This window comes from Flavobacterium sp. Leaf359 (assembly GCF_001423985.1).
Classification (GTDB): domain Bacteria; phylum Bacteroidota; class Bacteroidia; order Flavobacteriales; family Flavobacteriaceae; genus Flavobacterium; species Flavobacterium lindanitolerans.
Genome location: NZ_LMPW01000015.1, coordinates 281,999 through 297,003, shown reverse-complemented (window position 1 = coordinate 297,003; position 15,005 = coordinate 281,999). Strand labels below are relative to the sequence as shown.

The window sequence follows — 15,005 nt, the reverse complement described above, 5'->3', positions numbered from 1 at the left end:
TAGTTATATTATTTTATAAAAAATATTTATAAAAATAGTATACACGTATATTAATTAGTATTATATTTGTCTTGTCTAACTATGATACTGATATTATCAAATGACATACCAAACATGGCATGACAACTTTCAAAGATATGAAAAAAACAATAACCATAGAGCCGTTCGACGAATACATGGAATCCATGGCTAAGTCCGTGGAACTGCTCAACAAGTTCAAGATATACGGTCTTACGATGCGCAAGAGGTTCGTATCCAAGGTCATCGAGACCGACCCGTTCTTCGCGTCCCTGGAAAACATAGACCACCTGCAGCAGTTCTGGCTCGGAAGGCTCAGGGACAACAATATTAACGAAAGGCTGGAGGCCGTGCTCGGGAAGCTCACCCAGGGGCTGGCCGACCAGCTGGAAAAACTAAAACAGCAGTAACATGAAAAAATCATTCTTCAGGCACGCATTCGACATCATGCTCCTTGCCGCATTCGCCTGGTACGGCGCAAGGGGAGAGTACTGGAAATCCCTAGGCTTCCTAGCCATTCTTGTGCTATTAGTTATTATCGAGATAGGAACCTCAAGTAAAAAAGAGGATTAAAATTATTGAGCCATGGCAATACATGAGGCAAAAGGCAAGTCTGACGAATGGTATACTCCGAAATACGTTTTTGATGCCTTGGAGATAGAATTTGATTTGGACGTGGCAAGCCCGGTACAAAAAACCGATGTACCATGTGGTGATATAATAACGAGCAACAGTTTGGAGAAGGACTGGTTCGGATTTGTTTGGATGAATCCGCCGTGGTGCTCTACTAAGGATAAGATGGGATGGATTGTAAAATTTGTAAAACACGGTAAAGGAATCGGATTAATGCCCGACAGTACCTCGTCTGAATGGTGGCAATATTTTGCCAATAATTGTGATGCGCTGCTTTTTACCAATCACAGAATAAAATTCATAAGGCCTGATGGGACGAAAGGTGATAACCCTGCTAACGGAACTACGCTGTTTGCAATTAGCGAAAAAGCGGTAAACGCATTGAAGAAAGCTGAGGAAAATGGATTGGGTAAGTTATTTTATCCAGTTAAAAAATAATAACAAAATTACAATACAATGCAGTCACAGTTAATCGACATATACGAATTTATGGAGCGCCTCAGGGCCGAAGGGCTGGTAATCGTGCGTGCCGATGAGATCGGCATGACTGCGGAGTTCAAGCTCATCGACTTCCGCAGGCGCATGATGAAGCGACGGGCGCTCTCCTTTTCGGACGTGCTGAAAACCGGGCTGCTGCCGGTAAAGACAGCAACCGGTCTCGGTACCTGGGTAAAACAGCACCTGAAGGAGGACGAGTACTACCAGGAAACCAAAGGGAAGAAATGCCGCATGATAATGACGTCAGCGATAAGAAGGCTTGGGTTTTATGAATGAGGATGCAAGAAAGGAAATAGGGCGCATAGCCGAAAGGCACGGCCTGCACGCGGAGTATGACGGCAAGGCTATCGTGGTTTCCGAACCCGTGCAGCTGTACGGAAAGGAAAACGAACATGTCTGGAATTGTTCCGATGGGCTATGCCACCCGATGCCGATGTTCGACATGATCGAGCAGTGCGGGATCTGCGGAAAGATAATTTAAAATTTTTAGGATATGGAAAATATTGATTTTTGGAGGTATGCCGTAATAGTGCTGGCCTTCGCATTCGGGTTCGTCTGCGGATTCGTGTTCGTGATCGTCCGATGGGCACAGGCCGAGCAGGAAGAAGCGAAGCAGCAGCTCAGGAAGGTATGCGGGCACGGGAATTCCACCTATACGGACAGGCACCCGGATTTTCCCTGGGAATGCTGTACCTGCGGGATGCTCCACGACGGGGCGGGAAGGAACTGCGAGTAATGTCCCTGGAATCGCACGGAGGGCCGATAGTATGCATCTCTGACCATGCTTACAAAAGGGCTAGGGAACGCCTCGGCCTAAACGGCAGGTCATTCGGAAGGCTTGCAAGGAAGGCGTTTGCCGACGGCATCCGCCACAAGCAGACGAAGGGCGCTCTTAAAAGGTTTATAGACAGGCTGCACCTGAGGAACAGGGCCGTCGACAATATCAGGATCTACGGCGAGCACGTATACCTGTTCCAGGGAATTTTCCTGGTAACGGTCTACAGGGTTCCCACCGAACTGATAAAGTATCTTAAGTATTTCAAACAATAAACGATATGACTATGAACGTATTTCAAAACACAAAGGACGTCGATTTCCTGATATGGGAAACCAACCCGATGAAAAGGAAGGTGAACGATATCGTCGAGATGTATTCAGGGGTAGACCTGAAACCGGGAGACATAATGGTCGGACAGTATTCCGAAAACAGCATCAGTACCTGGAAGGTAAAAAAGGTTATCCAGGAGAGGGACTGCAAGATGCCTGAAAAAAAACACATTACCGTCCAGGCGGAATGGAGCTCAAAACCGAACTCGTTCTTTTCGAAGCTGGACTGTTCCAGGATGTCTGCTCATTTCCAAAATCTTATTTTCAATGCTAAGGCCTAAAATACAGCATTATGGAAAAGCTCAACTACACTAACAATTCAATAAGGACATACACCGGAAAGGTGTTCGACCTTGCTATACTGGATCCCGATTCTATCGATATCGAGGATATAGCACACGGGCTCGCCTATGCGCCAAGATTTGCAGGGCAGCTCGAAAGGTTCTACAGCGTGGCTCAGCATTCCTATTTTGCATTCATGAATGCTTCCCCTGAAAATAAGCTCGCAGCCCTACTGCATGACGCTTCCGAGGCCTATATAGGGGATATGCCGTCACCTTTCAAAAAGATGATGCCTGACTACAGGAAGATTGAGGAAAACCTAATGAAGGCGATTGTAAACAAATTCGGCCTGTCCTGGCCTTTGCCTGAAGAAGTCAAGGAAGTCGACAGGTATATGTTCCAGATTGAATGGAACGGCCTTGTCATGGGTCTGCTTCCAATGCATTCGTGGTCGCCGCAGGTTGCGAAAAGCATGTTCCTTGAGGCGTTCCATTCATGTAAAATCAAGACCAGAAGCAATGGGTAAGAGGAATTGGACCGATCAGGAACTGGAGCTTCTCAGGAAGGAGTATCCTAAAACAGAAACTTCAAAGATTGCGAAAAAACTAGGCAGGCCCGTTGGTTCTGTTAAATCAAAGGCAACCGCCTTGGCTCTTAGAAAAGAGACCGGTTTCCATGGTAAGGTACCATGGAGTGAGTGGGACGACAGTATCATAAGGCTTCTATATCCCGATCAGGAAATCGAGCATATAATGTTCGTGCTTGAAAGGAGTAGCTCGGCCGTCTATGGAAGGGCTTTGGTTTTGGGAGTTAGCAGGTCTGCCGAATATATGGAAAAGCTCCAGGAAAAAACAAACATGGCTCTTGCAAAAGCCGGTGAAAAAAGCCGGTTCAGGACGGGTGACGGGAAGACGGGCTGGAACAGGGGCAGGAAACAGTCCGAGTACATGTCCCCGGAGTCAATGGAAAAGACCAAAAGGACAAGGTTTGCCAAGGGCAACGTGCCCAAAAATTACAAGCCTATAGGCTATGAGCGCATTTCAAAGGACGGCTATATCGAGGTGAAGGTTAGGGATGCCGATGACAGTACGGATAATTTCGAGTTCAAGCACCGTATTGTTTATGAAAGCCACCACGGTCCAATTCCCGAGGGCATGATCGTGGAATTTGTGGACGGCAATTTTATGAATTTAGATATAGGCAACCTAAGACTTGTTACCAGAAGGGAAAACCTCCTGAATAATTCCCTAAAGGACAGCTGTATTGCAAAGAGACTCTTAGCTACCAAGGAACCGGAAATAATAGAAAAGGCGCTAAGGGAAATCCCCGAAGTGATAGAGCTAAAAAGAAAAAGTTTAATCCTAAAAAGACAGTTAAATGATAAGTGAGAAGATAAGCCAGTTTTACGGCGCCAGGTTCAAGTTTAAAGAAAAGGAGTTTGCAGTAACGGACTGTAAGGAAAAGGACCAGAAGGCCCTGATTTATACCGACAAGAGGACATTTGCCTTTTATGAGCACGAGCTTGATGATTTCCTTCTGGAGATTGTCTTCCTTGAAGCCAAAAAGGAAACGCTGCCTGCTGAAAAGGCCTATCAGGCCGAACCGGTGCTTCCGTCCATCAGGGCAGAAATAGTTTCGTCTAACGAGCGCGCCTCAAGGATTTCGCAGAAGCTTGAGGATATGTTTGACAAGCTGTCTGTTAATCCTACAGAAGAAGTCATTAAGCAGGCAAAGGCCATGCAGGACCTGAGCAACAGTATCGTGAATGTTGAGACATTGAAGTTTAAATTCCTTACTGCGAAATAATGGAGCCAAGCTACTATGCCATAATCCCGGCAAACGTCCGGTACGATTCTGCACTAATTCCGGCAGCAAAGCTTCTGTATGGTGAGATAACGGCCCTATGCAATAAAGACGGCTACTGCTGGGCAGAAAATGCCTATTTCGCAGAATTATACGGGGTAAGCATATTTACGATTTCAAGATGGATTTCACAGCTCCAAAACGGAGGTTATATCGATATGGAAATCATAAAATCGGAAGGTAATAAAAGGAAAATTACTCTTGCGGAAAATGTCAAGAGGTCTTGCGGAAAAGCGCAAAAGGTATTGACGAAAAACGCAATAGCTCTTGCGGAAAAGCGCAAATCAATATATAGGATGAATAATACAATTAATAATACAATTAATAGAGAGGAAAATGCTCTCGCCTTTTTTGAAAAAAATTCACCTTCGGAATGGGAGAATTTCCTGATGAGATTCCGCAAGAAATTCACCGATCCGGAATGGGTAAAATTTTGCGAGATTTTCGACTGCAAGATCATCGAGGAGGAAATCGAGTTCACCTCGAGAAAGATCGGGGCAAGGCTAACCAGGTTCGCCCTAAACTATCTCGAAAACAATTCCAAGGGCGAAGCCAGCAAAGCGCAGAATGTGCAGGAAATGAATACAAACCACCCATCGAGGAGAAAACTAGACTGATGCACCACAACCCGAAACATACCGCCGGACAGGTACATAAAGCAGAAATCCGTGCCATACAGCTCGAAAAGGGCAAGCTGCCGCCTCAGGCAGTAGAACTTGAGATGGCCGTACTTGGCGCGCTCCTGATCGAAAGGAAGGCAGCCGACGAGCTGTTCCAGGTATTCACGTCCGAGGAAGTGTTCTACAAGGATGCCCACAAGGCAATTTTTAAGGCGATTAAAAGACTTTCTGACGCTTCGAGCCCCATAGATATCCTGACAGTTTCAAACCAGCTTAAAATCGACGGAAACCATTCCGTAGCAGGAGGGGACCATTACCTGATCCAGCTGACGCAGTCTGTTGCATCCTCGGCGCATATCGAATTCCATGCGAGGATAGTGCTGCAGGCCTACATGAAACGCAAGGTAATCTCCATCTGCAGCGAGGCGATACAGTTTGCATACGATGCGGATACCGACGTGTTCAGCCTGCTTGACATGATGGATACGGAATCTACCGCAATCAATGAGATCATTGCCAGGGGACGTACGGAGATGAGCTTTTCCGATGCCCTGGACAGGGTAGTGGACAGGGTGAAGATGCTTACCGACGCGACCACCACTCTTACCGGTGTGGAGACCGGATTTGCAAAGCTGAACAAGCATTTCGGGGGCTGGCAGCCTACGGATTTCATCGTGATTGGCGCACGTCCGGGTATGGGTAAGACAGCGTTCGTTATCAGGACAACGGTAGAGGCCGCCAAGTCGGGCTCTCCTGTAGGTTTCGTATCCCTTGAGATGAGTACCGAACAGCTCGTCACTCGCAGCGTTGCCGTTGAGAGCGCCTTCCACATGAACCAGCTTACCAAATCCGGTTTTGAGAAGCAGGAGTATTTCTCCGGGCTGCTCAGGAAGGTAAACGAGATGCGCAACCTTCCGATCTACATCGATGACAGGCCCTCGCTTACCATCGGGGAGATAAAGCGAAAGGCCCGCCTTCTGAAAAGAAAGCAGGGAATTAAACTCCTGGTAGTAGATTACATACAGCTTGCCGGTGCGGAAGGCAATGAGGATGACAGGGTGAGGGTAGGGAAGATATCCAGGGGGCTGAAGTCGATAGCCAAGGAACTGGAGATTACTGTCATCGGGCTTGCCCAGCTGTCAAGGGAGGTGGAGAAGACCGCTACCAAAAGGCCGGCACTGCACCACCTGAAGGAGTCGGGAGATATCGAACAGGATGCGGATGCCGTGTGCTTCCTTTTCCGTCCCGGATACTACGGGCTTGAGCCCGACCATGAGGTGATTGACCACGACTGCAATACCGAGTTCATCATTGCTAAGTACAGGCACGGCGGTGTAGGTACACTTGGACTCTCGTTCGACGAGAACAAGACCAAGTTCATGGACAGGCATGAGGAAGAGCCTGCCAATGGTTACGCTGCCGCAAACGACGTAGTCAGCCAGGTGCCGTTACCAAAGATTGAACCCTCGCAGGCTTTCGATAACTGGAGCATACAGGACCAGTCAGACAACAATCCTCCCTTCTGATGGCACAGGGACCGAAACGTATCAGGAGAAGCTGGATACCCGAGCGCAAGCCGTTCGAGCAGAGGGCGGTAGACAACAGCAGGTTCTACAACTCCCGAACGTGGAGGAACCTGAGGAAGAGATTCCTTGATGCGAACCCGCTGTGCGCGGAGTGCGAGAGGAACGGTGAGGTAAGGCAGGCAACGGTTGCCGACCACATCATACCGATATCAAGGGGAGGGGCAGAGCTTGACGATAAGAACCTGCAACCGCTGTGCAAAAGGTGCCACGATTCGAAATCTGCACGCGAGAGGTCCGGCAGAGGGGGTATGGGGTAAAATCTCCCGAAGGGCGCAACGGCGTACATCGCTGCCTAGTCGGAATTTTACTCAGGATTAAAAAAGGGAGGGGGGTATGGCAAAGGAAAAGAAGGAATTAAAAAAAATGACTATGGGAATTGAAACCAAAAACATCGTACACATCGGAAAGGGCAAGGATACGCTCCTACAGGTTCCGAATCCGCCGGCATACCTGTCGAGCCCTGCCAAAAAGCATTTCAAGGCAATGGGCAAGATGCTAGCTTCAAAGGAAAGGCTCAAGGATATTTTCCTTAACGCGCTTGAGATCTATGCCGAGGCCATGGCGCAGTATGAATTCGCAACCAGGGCCATCAATAAAAAAAACAGCATGGCCTACGGGGAAGGGTATATCCAGACCTACAAGACCGGTGCGACCAACATATCCACGGAACTGGTACTCAGGAACAATGCTGCAGAGATGCTCCTGAAATGTTTCAAGCAGTTCGGGCTCGACCCGAAATCGGAAAAGGAGCTTTCGGGAGCAGTAGAATCCGGACAGTTCGACCTTTTCGAGGAGTTCCTAAAGGCAAAATAATCCATAAATAAGCATAAAATGAAAAACACAATCCTACAGATCGAGGCTTCCAATGCTGTGAAGGCCTACGAATCGGCACCGCCAAAGTTCAGGCCGGTGCTTGAGAACCTATTCGGAAAGAATGTCTTTGCGAAAAACATCAGGGAGCGTCTCCAGTCATTCGATGACGTTCTTGAATACCATGGGCATACTCAGGAATCATTCGCCAAATGGTGCGAAGGCCTTCGTCCGCACGAGATAGGTAATAGAAAAGAGGAGCTTATCGTAGCGGCCTATAACGAAGGAAAGATTGCAGACTGGAGAGACGGAACTCCTAAGCGGTACCCGATTTTCAATATGCCGGACCCTTCGGGTGCCGGGTTTGCGTACTACGACTACGTTCGCTGGTACTCGGCCTCGGTCGTCGGCGCCCGCCTTGTTTTCATCGGTCCGGAATCGCTTGAAAACCTCAAGGATGCGGTAGAGAAATTCCTTCCGGAATACAAAGAATCACGAACACTCTAAATTTTAAACTATGTCAAAAATCGTATCAATCGAAGAAGCCTTCAAAAGGGAAGGACTTGATGCCGGAAAGGTTTCCGTAAGCGGTATACCAGAAAGGCACCAGGCTGCAGTCATTGCAGTCGCAAAACTATTTGTCGGCGCTGACCATGCCGACGGGGACGGAATCCTGGACTATACCGACTACAGCCAGCCAAAATTCAGCGCATTTGCCGAAATGGGAGACCCTTCGGGTGCCGGGTTTGCGTTCAACGTCTACGATTGCTGGTACGCGCTCTCGTACGTCAGCGCCCGCCTTTCTTTCAAGCAGAGAGAAACCGTAAAGAAATTTTTCAATGAAAACATTGATCTTTTCAAGTCGTTCATGGTTTACAAAAGGGAATTGGGATTTTTAAACGAGGAAGCATGAGAAAGTTTGCAACAACCGAGGAAGCGTTCGCTTCCCAAAACTTCGACCCGTCCAAAGTCAGGATCGAAGGCGTGCCGGAACAGCACATCGAAGCCGCAAGGGCATTCATAAACCTTTGCGTGGCCCATGATGCAGTCAATCCGGAATTTAATCCGGACTATACAAATTATGGACAGTATAAATATAATGCATTACATGACATGTCTGACCCTTCGGGTGCCGGGTTTGCGTTCCACGGCTTCGATCTCTGGAACGCGCGCTCGTGCGTCGGCGCCCGCCTTGTTTCAGAATCTGAGGATGCGTGCGACCATATCGCGGAACTTTTCCATGAGGACTACAAAAAAATGAAGGTTTACGAAAGAAAAATCGAAGGATAATACAACAGGCCGTGCGGTGCTGCTGTCGCGGTTCCCTTCAGGTGCCAGGTTTGCGTACAACGACTACGATAACTGGAACACGAACTCGAACGTCAGCGCCCATCTATGCAGAAATACAATTCCGCACCGCAGGCCCTGCCAGCATGGCAAAAAATAACAGGAGCAAAACGGCTGCCAGTATTCGTCAAACGTAAAGAAAACGGCCGCAAAATGCAAAGGCTATGAAAAGAACAGGAAACCTATTTGAAAGGGTATCAAGCATCGAAAACCTCGAGCTTGCGGACCAAAAGGCCAGGAAAGGCAAAAAGAACGGGTACGGGATAAGGATCCATGACCAGAACAGGGAATCGAATATCCAAGAGCTTCGAAAAATGCTGCTTGCGGGTACCTTCAGGACTTCGGAATATGACGTTTTCAAGGTGTATGAGCCAAAGGAAAGGGAAGTCTACAGGCTTCCGTACTATCCGGACCGCATAGTGCACCATGCCATAATGAACGTCCTTGAGCCGATATTCACAGGAGTCTTTACAAGGGATACCTACAGCTGCATAAAGGGCAGGGGAATACATTCGGCACTGTCCATGCTTAAGAAGTCCCTCCGGGATACGGCCGGAACCAGGTACTGCCTGAAGCTGGATATCCGAAAATTCTACCCTTCTGTAGACCATGGATGCCTCAAACAGCTGCTAAGAAGGAAGCTAAAGGACAGGAGGCTGCTGGAACTGCTGGACGGGATAATCGACAGCGCACCTGGACTGCCGATTGGCAACTACCTGAGCCAGTACCTAGCCAATTATTACCTGACCTTCTTCGACCACTGGATCAAGGAGGAGAAAAAGGTAAGGCACTATTTCAGGTATGCGGACGATATCGTGGTGCTATGCGATTCCAAGGAGGAACTGCACAGGCTGCTGTCCGAAATTAGGTCCTACCTGTCGGAAGAACTTAAACTTGAGGTCAAGGGAAACTACCAGGTATTTCCCGTGGCATCAAGGGGTATAGATTTTCTGGGATATGTGTCGTACCATACGCATACCAGGCTCAGGAAGTCGATAAAGAAGAATTTCGCAAGGATGCTAGCAAGGAACCCAAACCCGCAGTCCATAGCGTCATATTACGGCTGGATAAGCCACTGCAACGGTAAAAACCTTCTTAAAAAACTATTGGATGGAGATCAATTTCAAAGACTTGGGAATAAAACCGGTAATAGAAAGCTTTGCCGGGGCAAAAATAAAGATATCGAAGATACTGAACAGGGAGATCAGGGTACTGAAATACAGGATACAGGAGTCGAAGTTCTCGGGAAAGGGCGAATGCCTCCACCTGCAGATACAGCTCGGTAACGAAATGCATGTTGTATTTACCGGATCCAGGGTTCTTGCCCAGACATTACGGATGATACCGGCGGACAAATTCCCTTTTACGACGACGATAATTGAAAAGGACGAACATTTCGAATTCAGCTAATGTGGATAGTACCGAAAAATATACAGATGAACAACGTATCATATCAATTTGCTACGGATACGGGGGTCTCGAAAGGGGAGTTTCTAAAATTATCCCAATTAGACCGGTCGCTTATGTGGAGATCGAAGCCTTCCAGTGCTTCAACCTGGTATCTGCGATGGAAGCGGATCTGGTGGATCCGGCACCTGTTTGGACGGATGTTAAGACCTTCGACGGAAACCCATTTCGCGGAAAGGTACACGGCATCATTGGAGGATATCCCTGCCAGGGAGAATCCTATGCAGGGAAAAGGCAGCTTTGGAATGACGAACGATTCCTTTTCCCGCATATTGAACGCATCATCGGTGCAGTTAGACCTGTTTGGTGCTTCTTTGAGAATGTCGAGGGACACCTATCAGGAACTTTCCCCTATGTTCTGGACAGCCTACAGAAAATGGGCTACAATGTTGAGGCGGGAATATTCAGTGCGGAAGAAGCAGGCGCTCCACACAAAAGAAAAAGACTGTTTATCCTCGCTTGTATGGGGGACTCCAAGATCTTCAACGGCAAAAGGCTCGATTACAAATCCAAAAATGGAAAAATCAAGACTGGAAGAACAGGTAAAAAATTTTCCGACTCCAAACGCATCGGATATATTGAAAGCGAGCAAAAACCAGAATCAGGACAGTCTTGTAAAAATGGCTATAAATGGCCTGCTGGAAGAGGGAAAAAACAGTTCGAATGGGAAGAACCGAGAACAGTTGAACCCGGCGTGGGTTGCACAGTTAATGGGTACAACTTTAAGACAGAGCTTCTTCGCCAGTATGGCAACGGAGTAGTTTCGCAGACTGCCGCGATAGCATTTAAAACACTATTAGATAGAATATCCAATTAATCAGAAAGTAATGAAAGTACTAGTCCCTTTATCAGGAGGAAAGGACAGCCAGGCAACATTGATTTGGGCATGTGAGAAATACGGCGCAAAGAAAGTAACGGCAGTATTCTGCGATACCAAGTGGGAGCATGAGATTACCTACAACCATATCAAATATTTATGCGATAGTCTTGGGGTTGAACTTGTAAATCTTGTTTCAAAAAAATATGACGGGTTTGTTGACCTTACAATAAAGAGGGGCGCATCATCAAGCAGAAGGAGAAAATGTACCGTCATACTGAAAGTGGAGCCAATGATTGATTATATCCTGTCATTAAACGAGCACTGTCTAATAATCCAGGGTATACGGGCCGACGAATCGGAAAGCCGCTCACATATGGAAGAACAATGTACCTATTTCAAATACTATTTTGAGCCGTACCAGACAAATTCCATGATACAGGAAAAGCTGGAAAAAGTATTGAACGAAAAAGGAATATTGTCACATTCCCAAAAAGAAAAACTGGAAAAAGCAAAATCAAGGCTCGCTAAAGGTAAAGAAGACCCTAAGTTCCACACCTACAGAAAAAAAGACGTGTTTGCTTTTAATGAAAAGTATTTGCATGATGTTATACGACCGTTTTTCCGAGCGACTGCCGACGAAGTGATTTACTATTCACTAAACAGGGGTTTTAAGATTAACCCTTTGTATTTTCTTGGGTTTTCAAGGGTTGGTTGTTTCCCTTGCGTTATGGCGACAAAAAACGAAATATGGCTTATCATAAAAAACCATCCTGACGCCGTTCAGAAAATTAGGGATTGTGAATACTATACCGGACGGACTTTTTTCAAACCCGATTATGTCCCTAAGAAGTACAGGAGAGGATTCGACCCGAAGTCACAAAAGAAAATTGCAACTATTGATGATGTAATCGAATACCTGATGGATAAGAATGCGTCTCTTGATATGTTTGAGGAAGATATTGAACTGAATGCCTGTAAATCGGTCTATTCAATTTGCGAATAAAAAGCCTATAAATATTTAATTAAATGATACCTACACCCGAAATGCTCGAATCAGTCCCTTTCCGTTACGCAGATGACGTGCGAAACGGCCGTATTACCGTCGGGAAAAGGATACGCCAGGCAGTGGACAGGTTCTATTCCTGGATTGAGGATGCCGAATCGGAAGGTTTCAGCCTGGACCATGCCAAGGGAATGCATATCATTGATTTCTTCCCGAGGTTTCTGAACCATACCAAGGGGAAGATGGCCGGAAAGCCTTTCGAATTGGCGCCTTTCCAGCAGTTCACCCTGTATAACGTTTTCGGATGGATTGAGGACAGGAGGGGCGTAAGGAGAATCAATACCGTCTATGACAAGAGGGCCAAAAAGAACGGAAAGACGGCCGAAATGGCCGGGCTTTCACTATACTGCATGAGTTTCGACCTTGAGATGGAAGCGGAGGCATATGTCGGTGCGACAAAAGAAGAGCAGGCAAGGCTCTGCTGGGAGCAGGCCAAGATGTTTATCGAGTCGCCGCTTGCCAACCCGGCTCTGCAGAAGATGGGCTTCTACGTCCAGCAGAAAAAGATCGGATTCAGGCGTACGAATTCGAAAATGATGCCCCTGGGAGGCGATTCCAAGACACAGGACGGGATCAACGCGCACCTTTCCATAATCGACGAGTACCATGCCCATAAGGACGATACCGTAAAGGAAAACCTCGAGAGTTCCTCGGTACAGAGGCTACAGCCGATACTCTACCATATAACGACTGCCGGGGTTAACGTGCAGAGCGCATGCAAGCGCTACGAGGATTCGGTAATAGAGGTACTTGAAGGGAGGAATATCGACAACCACCTCTGGATCATGATACACGACCTTGATGCCGAGGACCTGGAAACTGAAAACGGCTGGGAAAACCAGGACGTTTGGGGAAAGGCAAATCCTTTACTCGGGCAGGGCTTGGATATAGAAGGAATTATCAAGGAATATACCAAGGCCGTAAACCAGCCTTCCAAGATACCGAACTTCAAGACCAAGAACCTGAACATGTGGGTGGATGCCCCGAAGGTCTGGATACCCAACGAGGTATGGATGCGCAATAAGGTTAAGGAAATTCCGATGGGCGTGTTTGAGAAATTCGGATGTTTCGGTGGGCTCGACCTTTCATCAACTACGGATATTTCGGCTTACGTGCTGCTTTCCGAACCAGACGATCAGGGGGACAGGTACCTGAAGCCGTATTTCTTCTGCCCGAAGGACACGATAGATTTCAGGAGCAAGGAGGACAGGGTTCCCTACAGGTTCTGGGCAGACCAGGGCCATATGGTAGCCACACCCGGAAACGTGATTGATTATGACCATATCGAGGACAAGATCCGGGAGACCTACCACGGCCACAGGGTAAACAGGATTGAGGCCGACCAGTGGAACGCATCGCAGCTTGCCGTAAAGCTGCTGGACCAGGGAATCGATATTTCCTATTTCAGCCAGGCGATAGGCAGCATATCCTTCCCTACGAAACAGTTCGAAAAGCTTGTTTACGAGGGAAAGATAAAACATGACGGGAATCCGGTACTTTCCTGGATGCTTGCCGGGTGCATCACCTACTCGGATGCCAACGATAACATTAAGGTGCACAAGGGCAACAGCCAGAGGCTGGGCAGGAGGATAGACGGGATTGTCGCCTCGATAAATGCCCTTGCCGGCTCGCTTACCCCTCCTGAAACCGGAAACAGGAGCGTATATGACAATCCGGACGTAAATTTTGAATGCTAACCAATACCGCCAACAATAATGACACAACAGGAAATCATGCTGTCCAGGAAAGTGCAGGAACAGCAACAGGAAATGGAGCTGATGAGGCAGCTCGCTAGCGTTTCGGGATTCATACAGGCCTACTGGAACATGCTTAAGGAATCCAGGACAAATGTGGAGGCATTCAATTCGGTTAATGACCAGTATTTCGGGTTGTTTGGGGATTACAAGTACAATGACTGGAACAGTTTCCGCAGGGCACTCAATTACCATAAACAAAAAAAGAACCTATGAAAGGACTGATTATAATTATATTGACTTTTGCTGTTGCGTTTATGACTACTTTTCTGCTAGACCTGAAGGTAGTAAGCGATAATTTGGCAAGGATAATACTGGTGTGGTTTCTGCTAGTCGTAGAGATTGCCATCGGAATTTATTTGCTTAAAGCGCTATTTAGAAAACAATAAAAAATTTAAATTTGAAAAACAGAAATTATGGAGAAACTGACAGAAGAAAACTGGGAAGTGCTGAACCGGCTCGGTACCGATTCATTAAGGGAAATACACGACGATGCGATCCTGGCAATTGATACGCAGGTAGAAACGGAAAGGATAATTAATGAAAAGGCAGGCCACCTGTTTAACCTTCTGGTGGCGGTTTCGGTAACACTTATAGGCTACTGGACATCTGACGTTACTAAAATCAGGACAGAACCGCTCTTTTTCCAGGTATCGGCAATACTGGTCCTGGCAATGGGAATATCCCTGTTGTTGCTTTACCGGATCATATATCCTTCCTTATCCTATTCCAAAGGTTTTGTTCCGGATATCATGGCCCAGAAGGATATTTTCATATCCGCCGATACGGACATGCAAAGGCACCTGATGAACAAGATATCCAGCATGAACAGGGGGATAAACATAAATAGGGAAAACAACAGGAGAAAGTCCCGTCTTTTGAAGCTTGCAGTGAAAATCATGCTTTCCAGCCTGTTAATTATAATCCTTTACGCGATAGGCTTTTATTTCCTAACACTTCCGGATTGATTTTCTGACCTTTCCTCGTAGCGTCCGGTATCCCTGTCAGGATTATTCTGCTGCGAACCTCCCGAGCCCTGGGACTGGTTATTGTTATCCTTATCGTCCTGATACATACCTATATTTTTTTGTTTCAGGTATAAATATATGAAAATTACATAAAGATTTTAAAAAAGGT

Annotated in this window: 26 protein-coding genes; 25 read left to right on the top strand and 1 reads right to left on the bottom strand. The window is 47.0% G+C overall.

Annotation, left to right across the window (positions count from 1 at the left end; translation table 11 throughout):
• The first annotated feature begins 137 nt into the window (after nt 1-137).
• The 25 genes from ASG38_RS16680 (at nt 138) to ASG38_RS16580 (ending at nt 14,836) form a co-directional block, all read left to right on the top strand.
• Nucleotides 138-428, top strand: coding sequence for a hypothetical protein (locus tag ASG38_RS16680; RefSeq protein WP_157486207.1), 291 nt, complete (start codon nt 138-140; stop codon nt 426-428).
• A gap of 1 nt (nt 429) precedes the next feature.
• Nucleotides 430-591 (top strand): hypothetical protein, encoded by a 162-nt coding sequence (locus ASG38_RS17795; RefSeq protein WP_157486206.1) that lies wholly within the window; start codon nt 430-432, stop codon nt 589-591.
• Between the two features lie 12 nt (nt 592-603).
• Nucleotides 604-1,089, top strand: a complete 486-nt coding sequence (locus ASG38_RS16675; protein ID WP_056073673.1) for a DNA N-6-adenine-methyltransferase — start codon at nt 604-606, stop codon at nt 1,087-1,089.
• An 18-nt stretch (nt 1,090-1,107) separates the two neighbouring features.
• Complete coding sequence (locus ASG38_RS16670) at nt 1,108-1,425, top strand: hypothetical protein (RefSeq protein WP_056073671.1); 318 nt, start codon at nt 1,108-1,110, stop codon at nt 1,423-1,425.
• Complete coding sequence (locus tag ASG38_RS16665; RefSeq protein ID WP_056073668.1) at nt 1,418-1,630, top strand: hypothetical protein; 213 nt, start codon at nt 1,418-1,420, stop codon at nt 1,628-1,630. The genes ASG38_RS16670 and ASG38_RS16665 overlap by 8 nt, the downstream gene beginning before the upstream one ends.
• Nucleotides 1,631-1,642: 12 nt before the next feature.
• A complete protein-coding gene (locus tag ASG38_RS17790) occupies nt 1,643-1,885 on the top strand; it encodes a LapA family protein (protein ID WP_157486205.1) in 243 nt (80 codons plus the stop codon).
• Nucleotides 1,885-2,199, top strand: a complete 315-nt coding sequence (locus ASG38_RS16660; RefSeq protein WP_157486204.1) for a hypothetical protein — start codon at nt 1,885-1,887, stop codon at nt 2,197-2,199. The genes ASG38_RS17790 and ASG38_RS16660 overlap by 1 nt, the downstream gene beginning before the upstream one ends.
• Before the next feature lie 5 nt (nt 2,200-2,204).
• Complete coding sequence (locus tag ASG38_RS16655; protein ID WP_157486203.1) at nt 2,205-2,537, top strand: hypothetical protein; 333 nt, start codon at nt 2,205-2,207, stop codon at nt 2,535-2,537.
• Between the two features lie 11 nt (nt 2,538-2,548).
• Nucleotides 2,549-3,064 (top strand): YfbR-like 5'-deoxynucleotidase, encoded by a 516-nt coding sequence (locus ASG38_RS16650; RefSeq protein ID WP_056073662.1) that lies wholly within the window; start codon nt 2,549-2,551, stop codon nt 3,062-3,064.
• Nucleotides 3,057-3,926 carry an HNH endonuclease signature motif containing protein gene (locus ASG38_RS16645; protein WP_056073661.1) on the top strand — a complete coding sequence of 290 codons (870 nt, stop codon included), beginning with the start codon at nt 3,057-3,059 and terminating at the stop codon, nt 3,924-3,926. Before ASG38_RS16650 ends, ASG38_RS16645 begins: the two co-directional genes overlap by 8 nt.
• A complete protein-coding gene (locus ASG38_RS16640) occupies nt 3,916-4,344 on the top strand; it encodes a hypothetical protein (RefSeq protein WP_056073659.1) in 429 nt (142 codons plus the stop codon). Before ASG38_RS16645 ends, ASG38_RS16640 begins: the two co-directional genes overlap by 11 nt.
• Entirely contained in the window at nt 4,344-5,018 is a 675-nt protein-coding gene (locus ASG38_RS16635) for a helix-turn-helix domain-containing protein (protein ID WP_056073657.1), read from the top strand. The genes ASG38_RS16640 and ASG38_RS16635 overlap by 1 nt, the downstream gene beginning before the upstream one ends.
• Nucleotides 5,018-6,547, top strand: coding sequence for a replicative DNA helicase (dnaB, locus tag ASG38_RS16630; RefSeq protein WP_056073656.1), 1,530 nt, complete (start codon nt 5,018-5,020; stop codon nt 6,545-6,547). The genes ASG38_RS16635 and dnaB overlap by 1 nt, the downstream gene beginning before the upstream one ends.
• The gene (locus ASG38_RS17525) at nt 6,547-6,864 is read left to right on the top strand and encodes an HNH endonuclease (protein ID WP_082482252.1); all 318 of its coding nucleotides are present in this window, start codon (nt 6,547-6,549) and stop codon (nt 6,862-6,864) included. Before dnaB ends, ASG38_RS17525 begins: the two co-directional genes overlap by 1 nt.
• Before the next feature lie 76 nt (nt 6,865-6,940).
• Entirely contained in the window at nt 6,941-7,420 is a 480-nt protein-coding gene (locus ASG38_RS16625) for a P27 family phage terminase small subunit (RefSeq protein WP_056073654.1), read from the top strand.
• 18 nt (nt 7,421-7,438) lie between these two features.
• The gene (locus tag ASG38_RS16620; RefSeq protein ID WP_056073652.1) at nt 7,439-7,924 is read left to right on the top strand and encodes a hypothetical protein; all 486 of its coding nucleotides are present in this window, start codon (nt 7,439-7,441) and stop codon (nt 7,922-7,924) included.
• A 10-nt stretch (nt 7,925-7,934) separates the two neighbouring features.
• Nucleotides 7,935-8,330, top strand: coding sequence for a hypothetical protein (locus ASG38_RS16615; protein ID WP_056073650.1), 396 nt, complete (start codon nt 7,935-7,937; stop codon nt 8,328-8,330).
• Nucleotides 8,327-8,707 carry a hypothetical protein gene (locus ASG38_RS16610; RefSeq protein ID WP_056073648.1) on the top strand — a complete coding sequence of 127 codons (381 nt, stop codon included), beginning with the start codon at nt 8,327-8,329 and terminating at the stop codon, nt 8,705-8,707. The genes ASG38_RS16615 and ASG38_RS16610 overlap by 4 nt, the downstream gene beginning before the upstream one ends.
• 221 nt (nt 8,708-8,928) lie before the next feature.
• On the top strand, nt 8,929-10,050 hold the full coding sequence (locus tag ASG38_RS16605) for a reverse transcriptase/maturase family protein (protein WP_200937048.1): 1,122 nt from the start codon (nt 8,929-8,931) through the stop codon (nt 10,048-10,050).
• Between the two features lie 125 nt (nt 10,051-10,175).
• On the top strand, nt 10,176-11,048 hold the full coding sequence (locus ASG38_RS16600) for a DNA cytosine methyltransferase (protein ID WP_162239716.1): 873 nt from the start codon (nt 10,176-10,178) through the stop codon (nt 11,046-11,048).
• Between the two features lie 10 nt (nt 11,049-11,058).
• Nucleotides 11,059-12,054, top strand: a complete 996-nt coding sequence (locus tag ASG38_RS16595; RefSeq protein WP_056073644.1) for a phosphoadenosine phosphosulfate reductase family protein — start codon at nt 11,059-11,061, stop codon at nt 12,052-12,054.
• Nucleotides 12,055-12,077: 23 nt separating this feature from the next.
• Nucleotides 12,078-13,811: a terminase large subunit gene (locus ASG38_RS16590; protein ID WP_056073642.1), complete on the top strand. Its 1,734-nt coding sequence runs from the start codon at nt 12,078-12,080 to the stop codon at nt 13,809-13,811.
• Nucleotides 13,812-13,829: 18 nt separating this feature from the next.
• Complete coding sequence (locus tag ASG38_RS16585) at nt 13,830-14,084, top strand: hypothetical protein (RefSeq protein ID WP_056073640.1); 255 nt, start codon at nt 13,830-13,832, stop codon at nt 14,082-14,084.
• Complete coding sequence (locus tag ASG38_RS17785) at nt 14,081-14,257, top strand: hypothetical protein (RefSeq protein ID WP_157486202.1); 177 nt, start codon at nt 14,081-14,083, stop codon at nt 14,255-14,257. Before ASG38_RS16585 ends, ASG38_RS17785 begins: the two co-directional genes overlap by 4 nt.
• A 27-nt stretch (nt 14,258-14,284) precedes the next feature.
• Nucleotides 14,285-14,836, top strand: coding sequence for a hypothetical protein (locus ASG38_RS16580; RefSeq protein ID WP_056073638.1), 552 nt, complete (start codon nt 14,285-14,287; stop codon nt 14,834-14,836).
• Here ASG38_RS16580 and ASG38_RS18390 read toward each other — a convergent pair.
• The gene (locus tag ASG38_RS18390) at nt 14,812-14,943 is read right to left on the bottom strand and encodes a hypothetical protein (RefSeq protein WP_255354210.1); all 132 of its coding nucleotides are present in this window, start codon (nt 14,941-14,943) and stop codon (nt 14,812-14,814) included. The genes ASG38_RS16580 and ASG38_RS18390 overlap by 25 nt on opposite strands.
• Nucleotides 14,944-15,005: the final 62 nt, after the last annotated feature.

Bases quoted from the DNA above. Each gene is read 5' to 3' on its own strand.
- ASG38_RS16655 (WP_157486203.1), top strand. From the start codon at position 2,205: ATGACTATGAACGTATTTCAAAACACAAAGGACGTCGATTTCCTGATA.
- ASG38_RS16645 (WP_056073661.1), top strand. From the start codon at position 3,057: ATGGGTAAGAGGAATTGGACCGATCAGGAACTGGAGCTTCTCAGGAAG.
- ASG38_RS17785 (WP_157486202.1), top strand. From the start codon at position 14,081: ATGAAAGGACTGATTATAATTATATTGACTTTTGCTGTTGCGTTTATG.
- ASG38_RS16615 (WP_056073650.1), top strand. From the start codon at position 7,935: ATGTCAAAAATCGTATCAATCGAAGAAGCCTTCAAAAGGGAAGGACTT.
- ASG38_RS17790 (WP_157486205.1), top strand. From the start codon at position 1,643: ATGGAAAATATTGATTTTTGGAGGTATGCCGTAATAGTGCTGGCCTTC.
- ASG38_RS16610 (WP_056073648.1), top strand. From the start codon at position 8,327: ATGAGAAAGTTTGCAACAACCGAGGAAGCGTTCGCTTCCCAAAACTTC.
- ASG38_RS16595 (WP_056073644.1), top strand. From the start codon at position 11,059: ATGAAAGTACTAGTCCCTTTATCAGGAGGAAAGGACAGCCAGGCAACA.
- ASG38_RS16675 (WP_056073673.1), top strand. From the start codon at position 604: ATGGCAATACATGAGGCAAAAGGCAAGTCTGACGAATGGTATACTCCG.
- ASG38_RS16585 (WP_056073640.1), top strand. From the start codon at position 13,830: ATGACACAACAGGAAATCATGCTGTCCAGGAAAGTGCAGGAACAGCAA.
- ASG38_RS17525 (WP_082482252.1), top strand. From the start codon at position 6,547: ATGGCACAGGGACCGAAACGTATCAGGAGAAGCTGGATACCCGAGCGC.
- ASG38_RS18390 (WP_255354210.1), bottom strand. From the start codon at position 14,943: ATGTATCAGGACGATAAGGATAACAATAACCAGTCCCAGGGCTCGGGA.
- ASG38_RS16625 (WP_056073654.1), top strand. From the start codon at position 6,941: ATGGCAAAGGAAAAGAAGGAATTAAAAAAAATGACTATGGGAATTGAA.
- ASG38_RS16580 (WP_056073638.1), top strand. From the start codon at position 14,285: ATGGAGAAACTGACAGAAGAAAACTGGGAAGTGCTGAACCGGCTCGGT.
- ASG38_RS16660 (WP_157486204.1), top strand. From the start codon at position 1,885: ATGTCCCTGGAATCGCACGGAGGGCCGATAGTATGCATCTCTGACCAT.
- ASG38_RS16605 (WP_200937048.1), top strand. From the start codon at position 8,929: ATGAAAAGAACAGGAAACCTATTTGAAAGGGTATCAAGCATCGAAAAC.
- ASG38_RS16635 (WP_056073657.1), top strand. From the start codon at position 4,344: ATGGAGCCAAGCTACTATGCCATAATCCCGGCAAACGTCCGGTACGAT.
- ASG38_RS16670 (WP_056073671.1), top strand. From the start codon at position 1,108: ATGCAGTCACAGTTAATCGACATATACGAATTTATGGAGCGCCTCAGG.
- ASG38_RS16640 (WP_056073659.1), top strand. From the start codon at position 3,916: ATGATAAGTGAGAAGATAAGCCAGTTTTACGGCGCCAGGTTCAAGTTT.
- ASG38_RS16590 (WP_056073642.1), top strand. From the start codon at position 12,078: ATGATACCTACACCCGAAATGCTCGAATCAGTCCCTTTCCGTTACGCA.
- dnaB (WP_056073656.1), top strand. From the start codon at position 5,018: ATGCACCACAACCCGAAACATACCGCCGGACAGGTACATAAAGCAGAA.
- ASG38_RS16680 (WP_157486207.1), top strand. From the start codon at position 138: ATGAAAAAAACAATAACCATAGAGCCGTTCGACGAATACATGGAATCC.
- ASG38_RS16650 (WP_056073662.1), top strand. From the start codon at position 2,549: ATGGAAAAGCTCAACTACACTAACAATTCAATAAGGACATACACCGGA.
- ASG38_RS16620 (WP_056073652.1), top strand. From the start codon at position 7,439: ATGAAAAACACAATCCTACAGATCGAGGCTTCCAATGCTGTGAAGGCC.
- ASG38_RS17795 (WP_157486206.1), top strand. From the start codon at position 430: ATGAAAAAATCATTCTTCAGGCACGCATTCGACATCATGCTCCTTGCC.
- ASG38_RS16665 (WP_056073668.1), top strand. From the start codon at position 1,418: ATGAATGAGGATGCAAGAAAGGAAATAGGGCGCATAGCCGAAAGGCAC.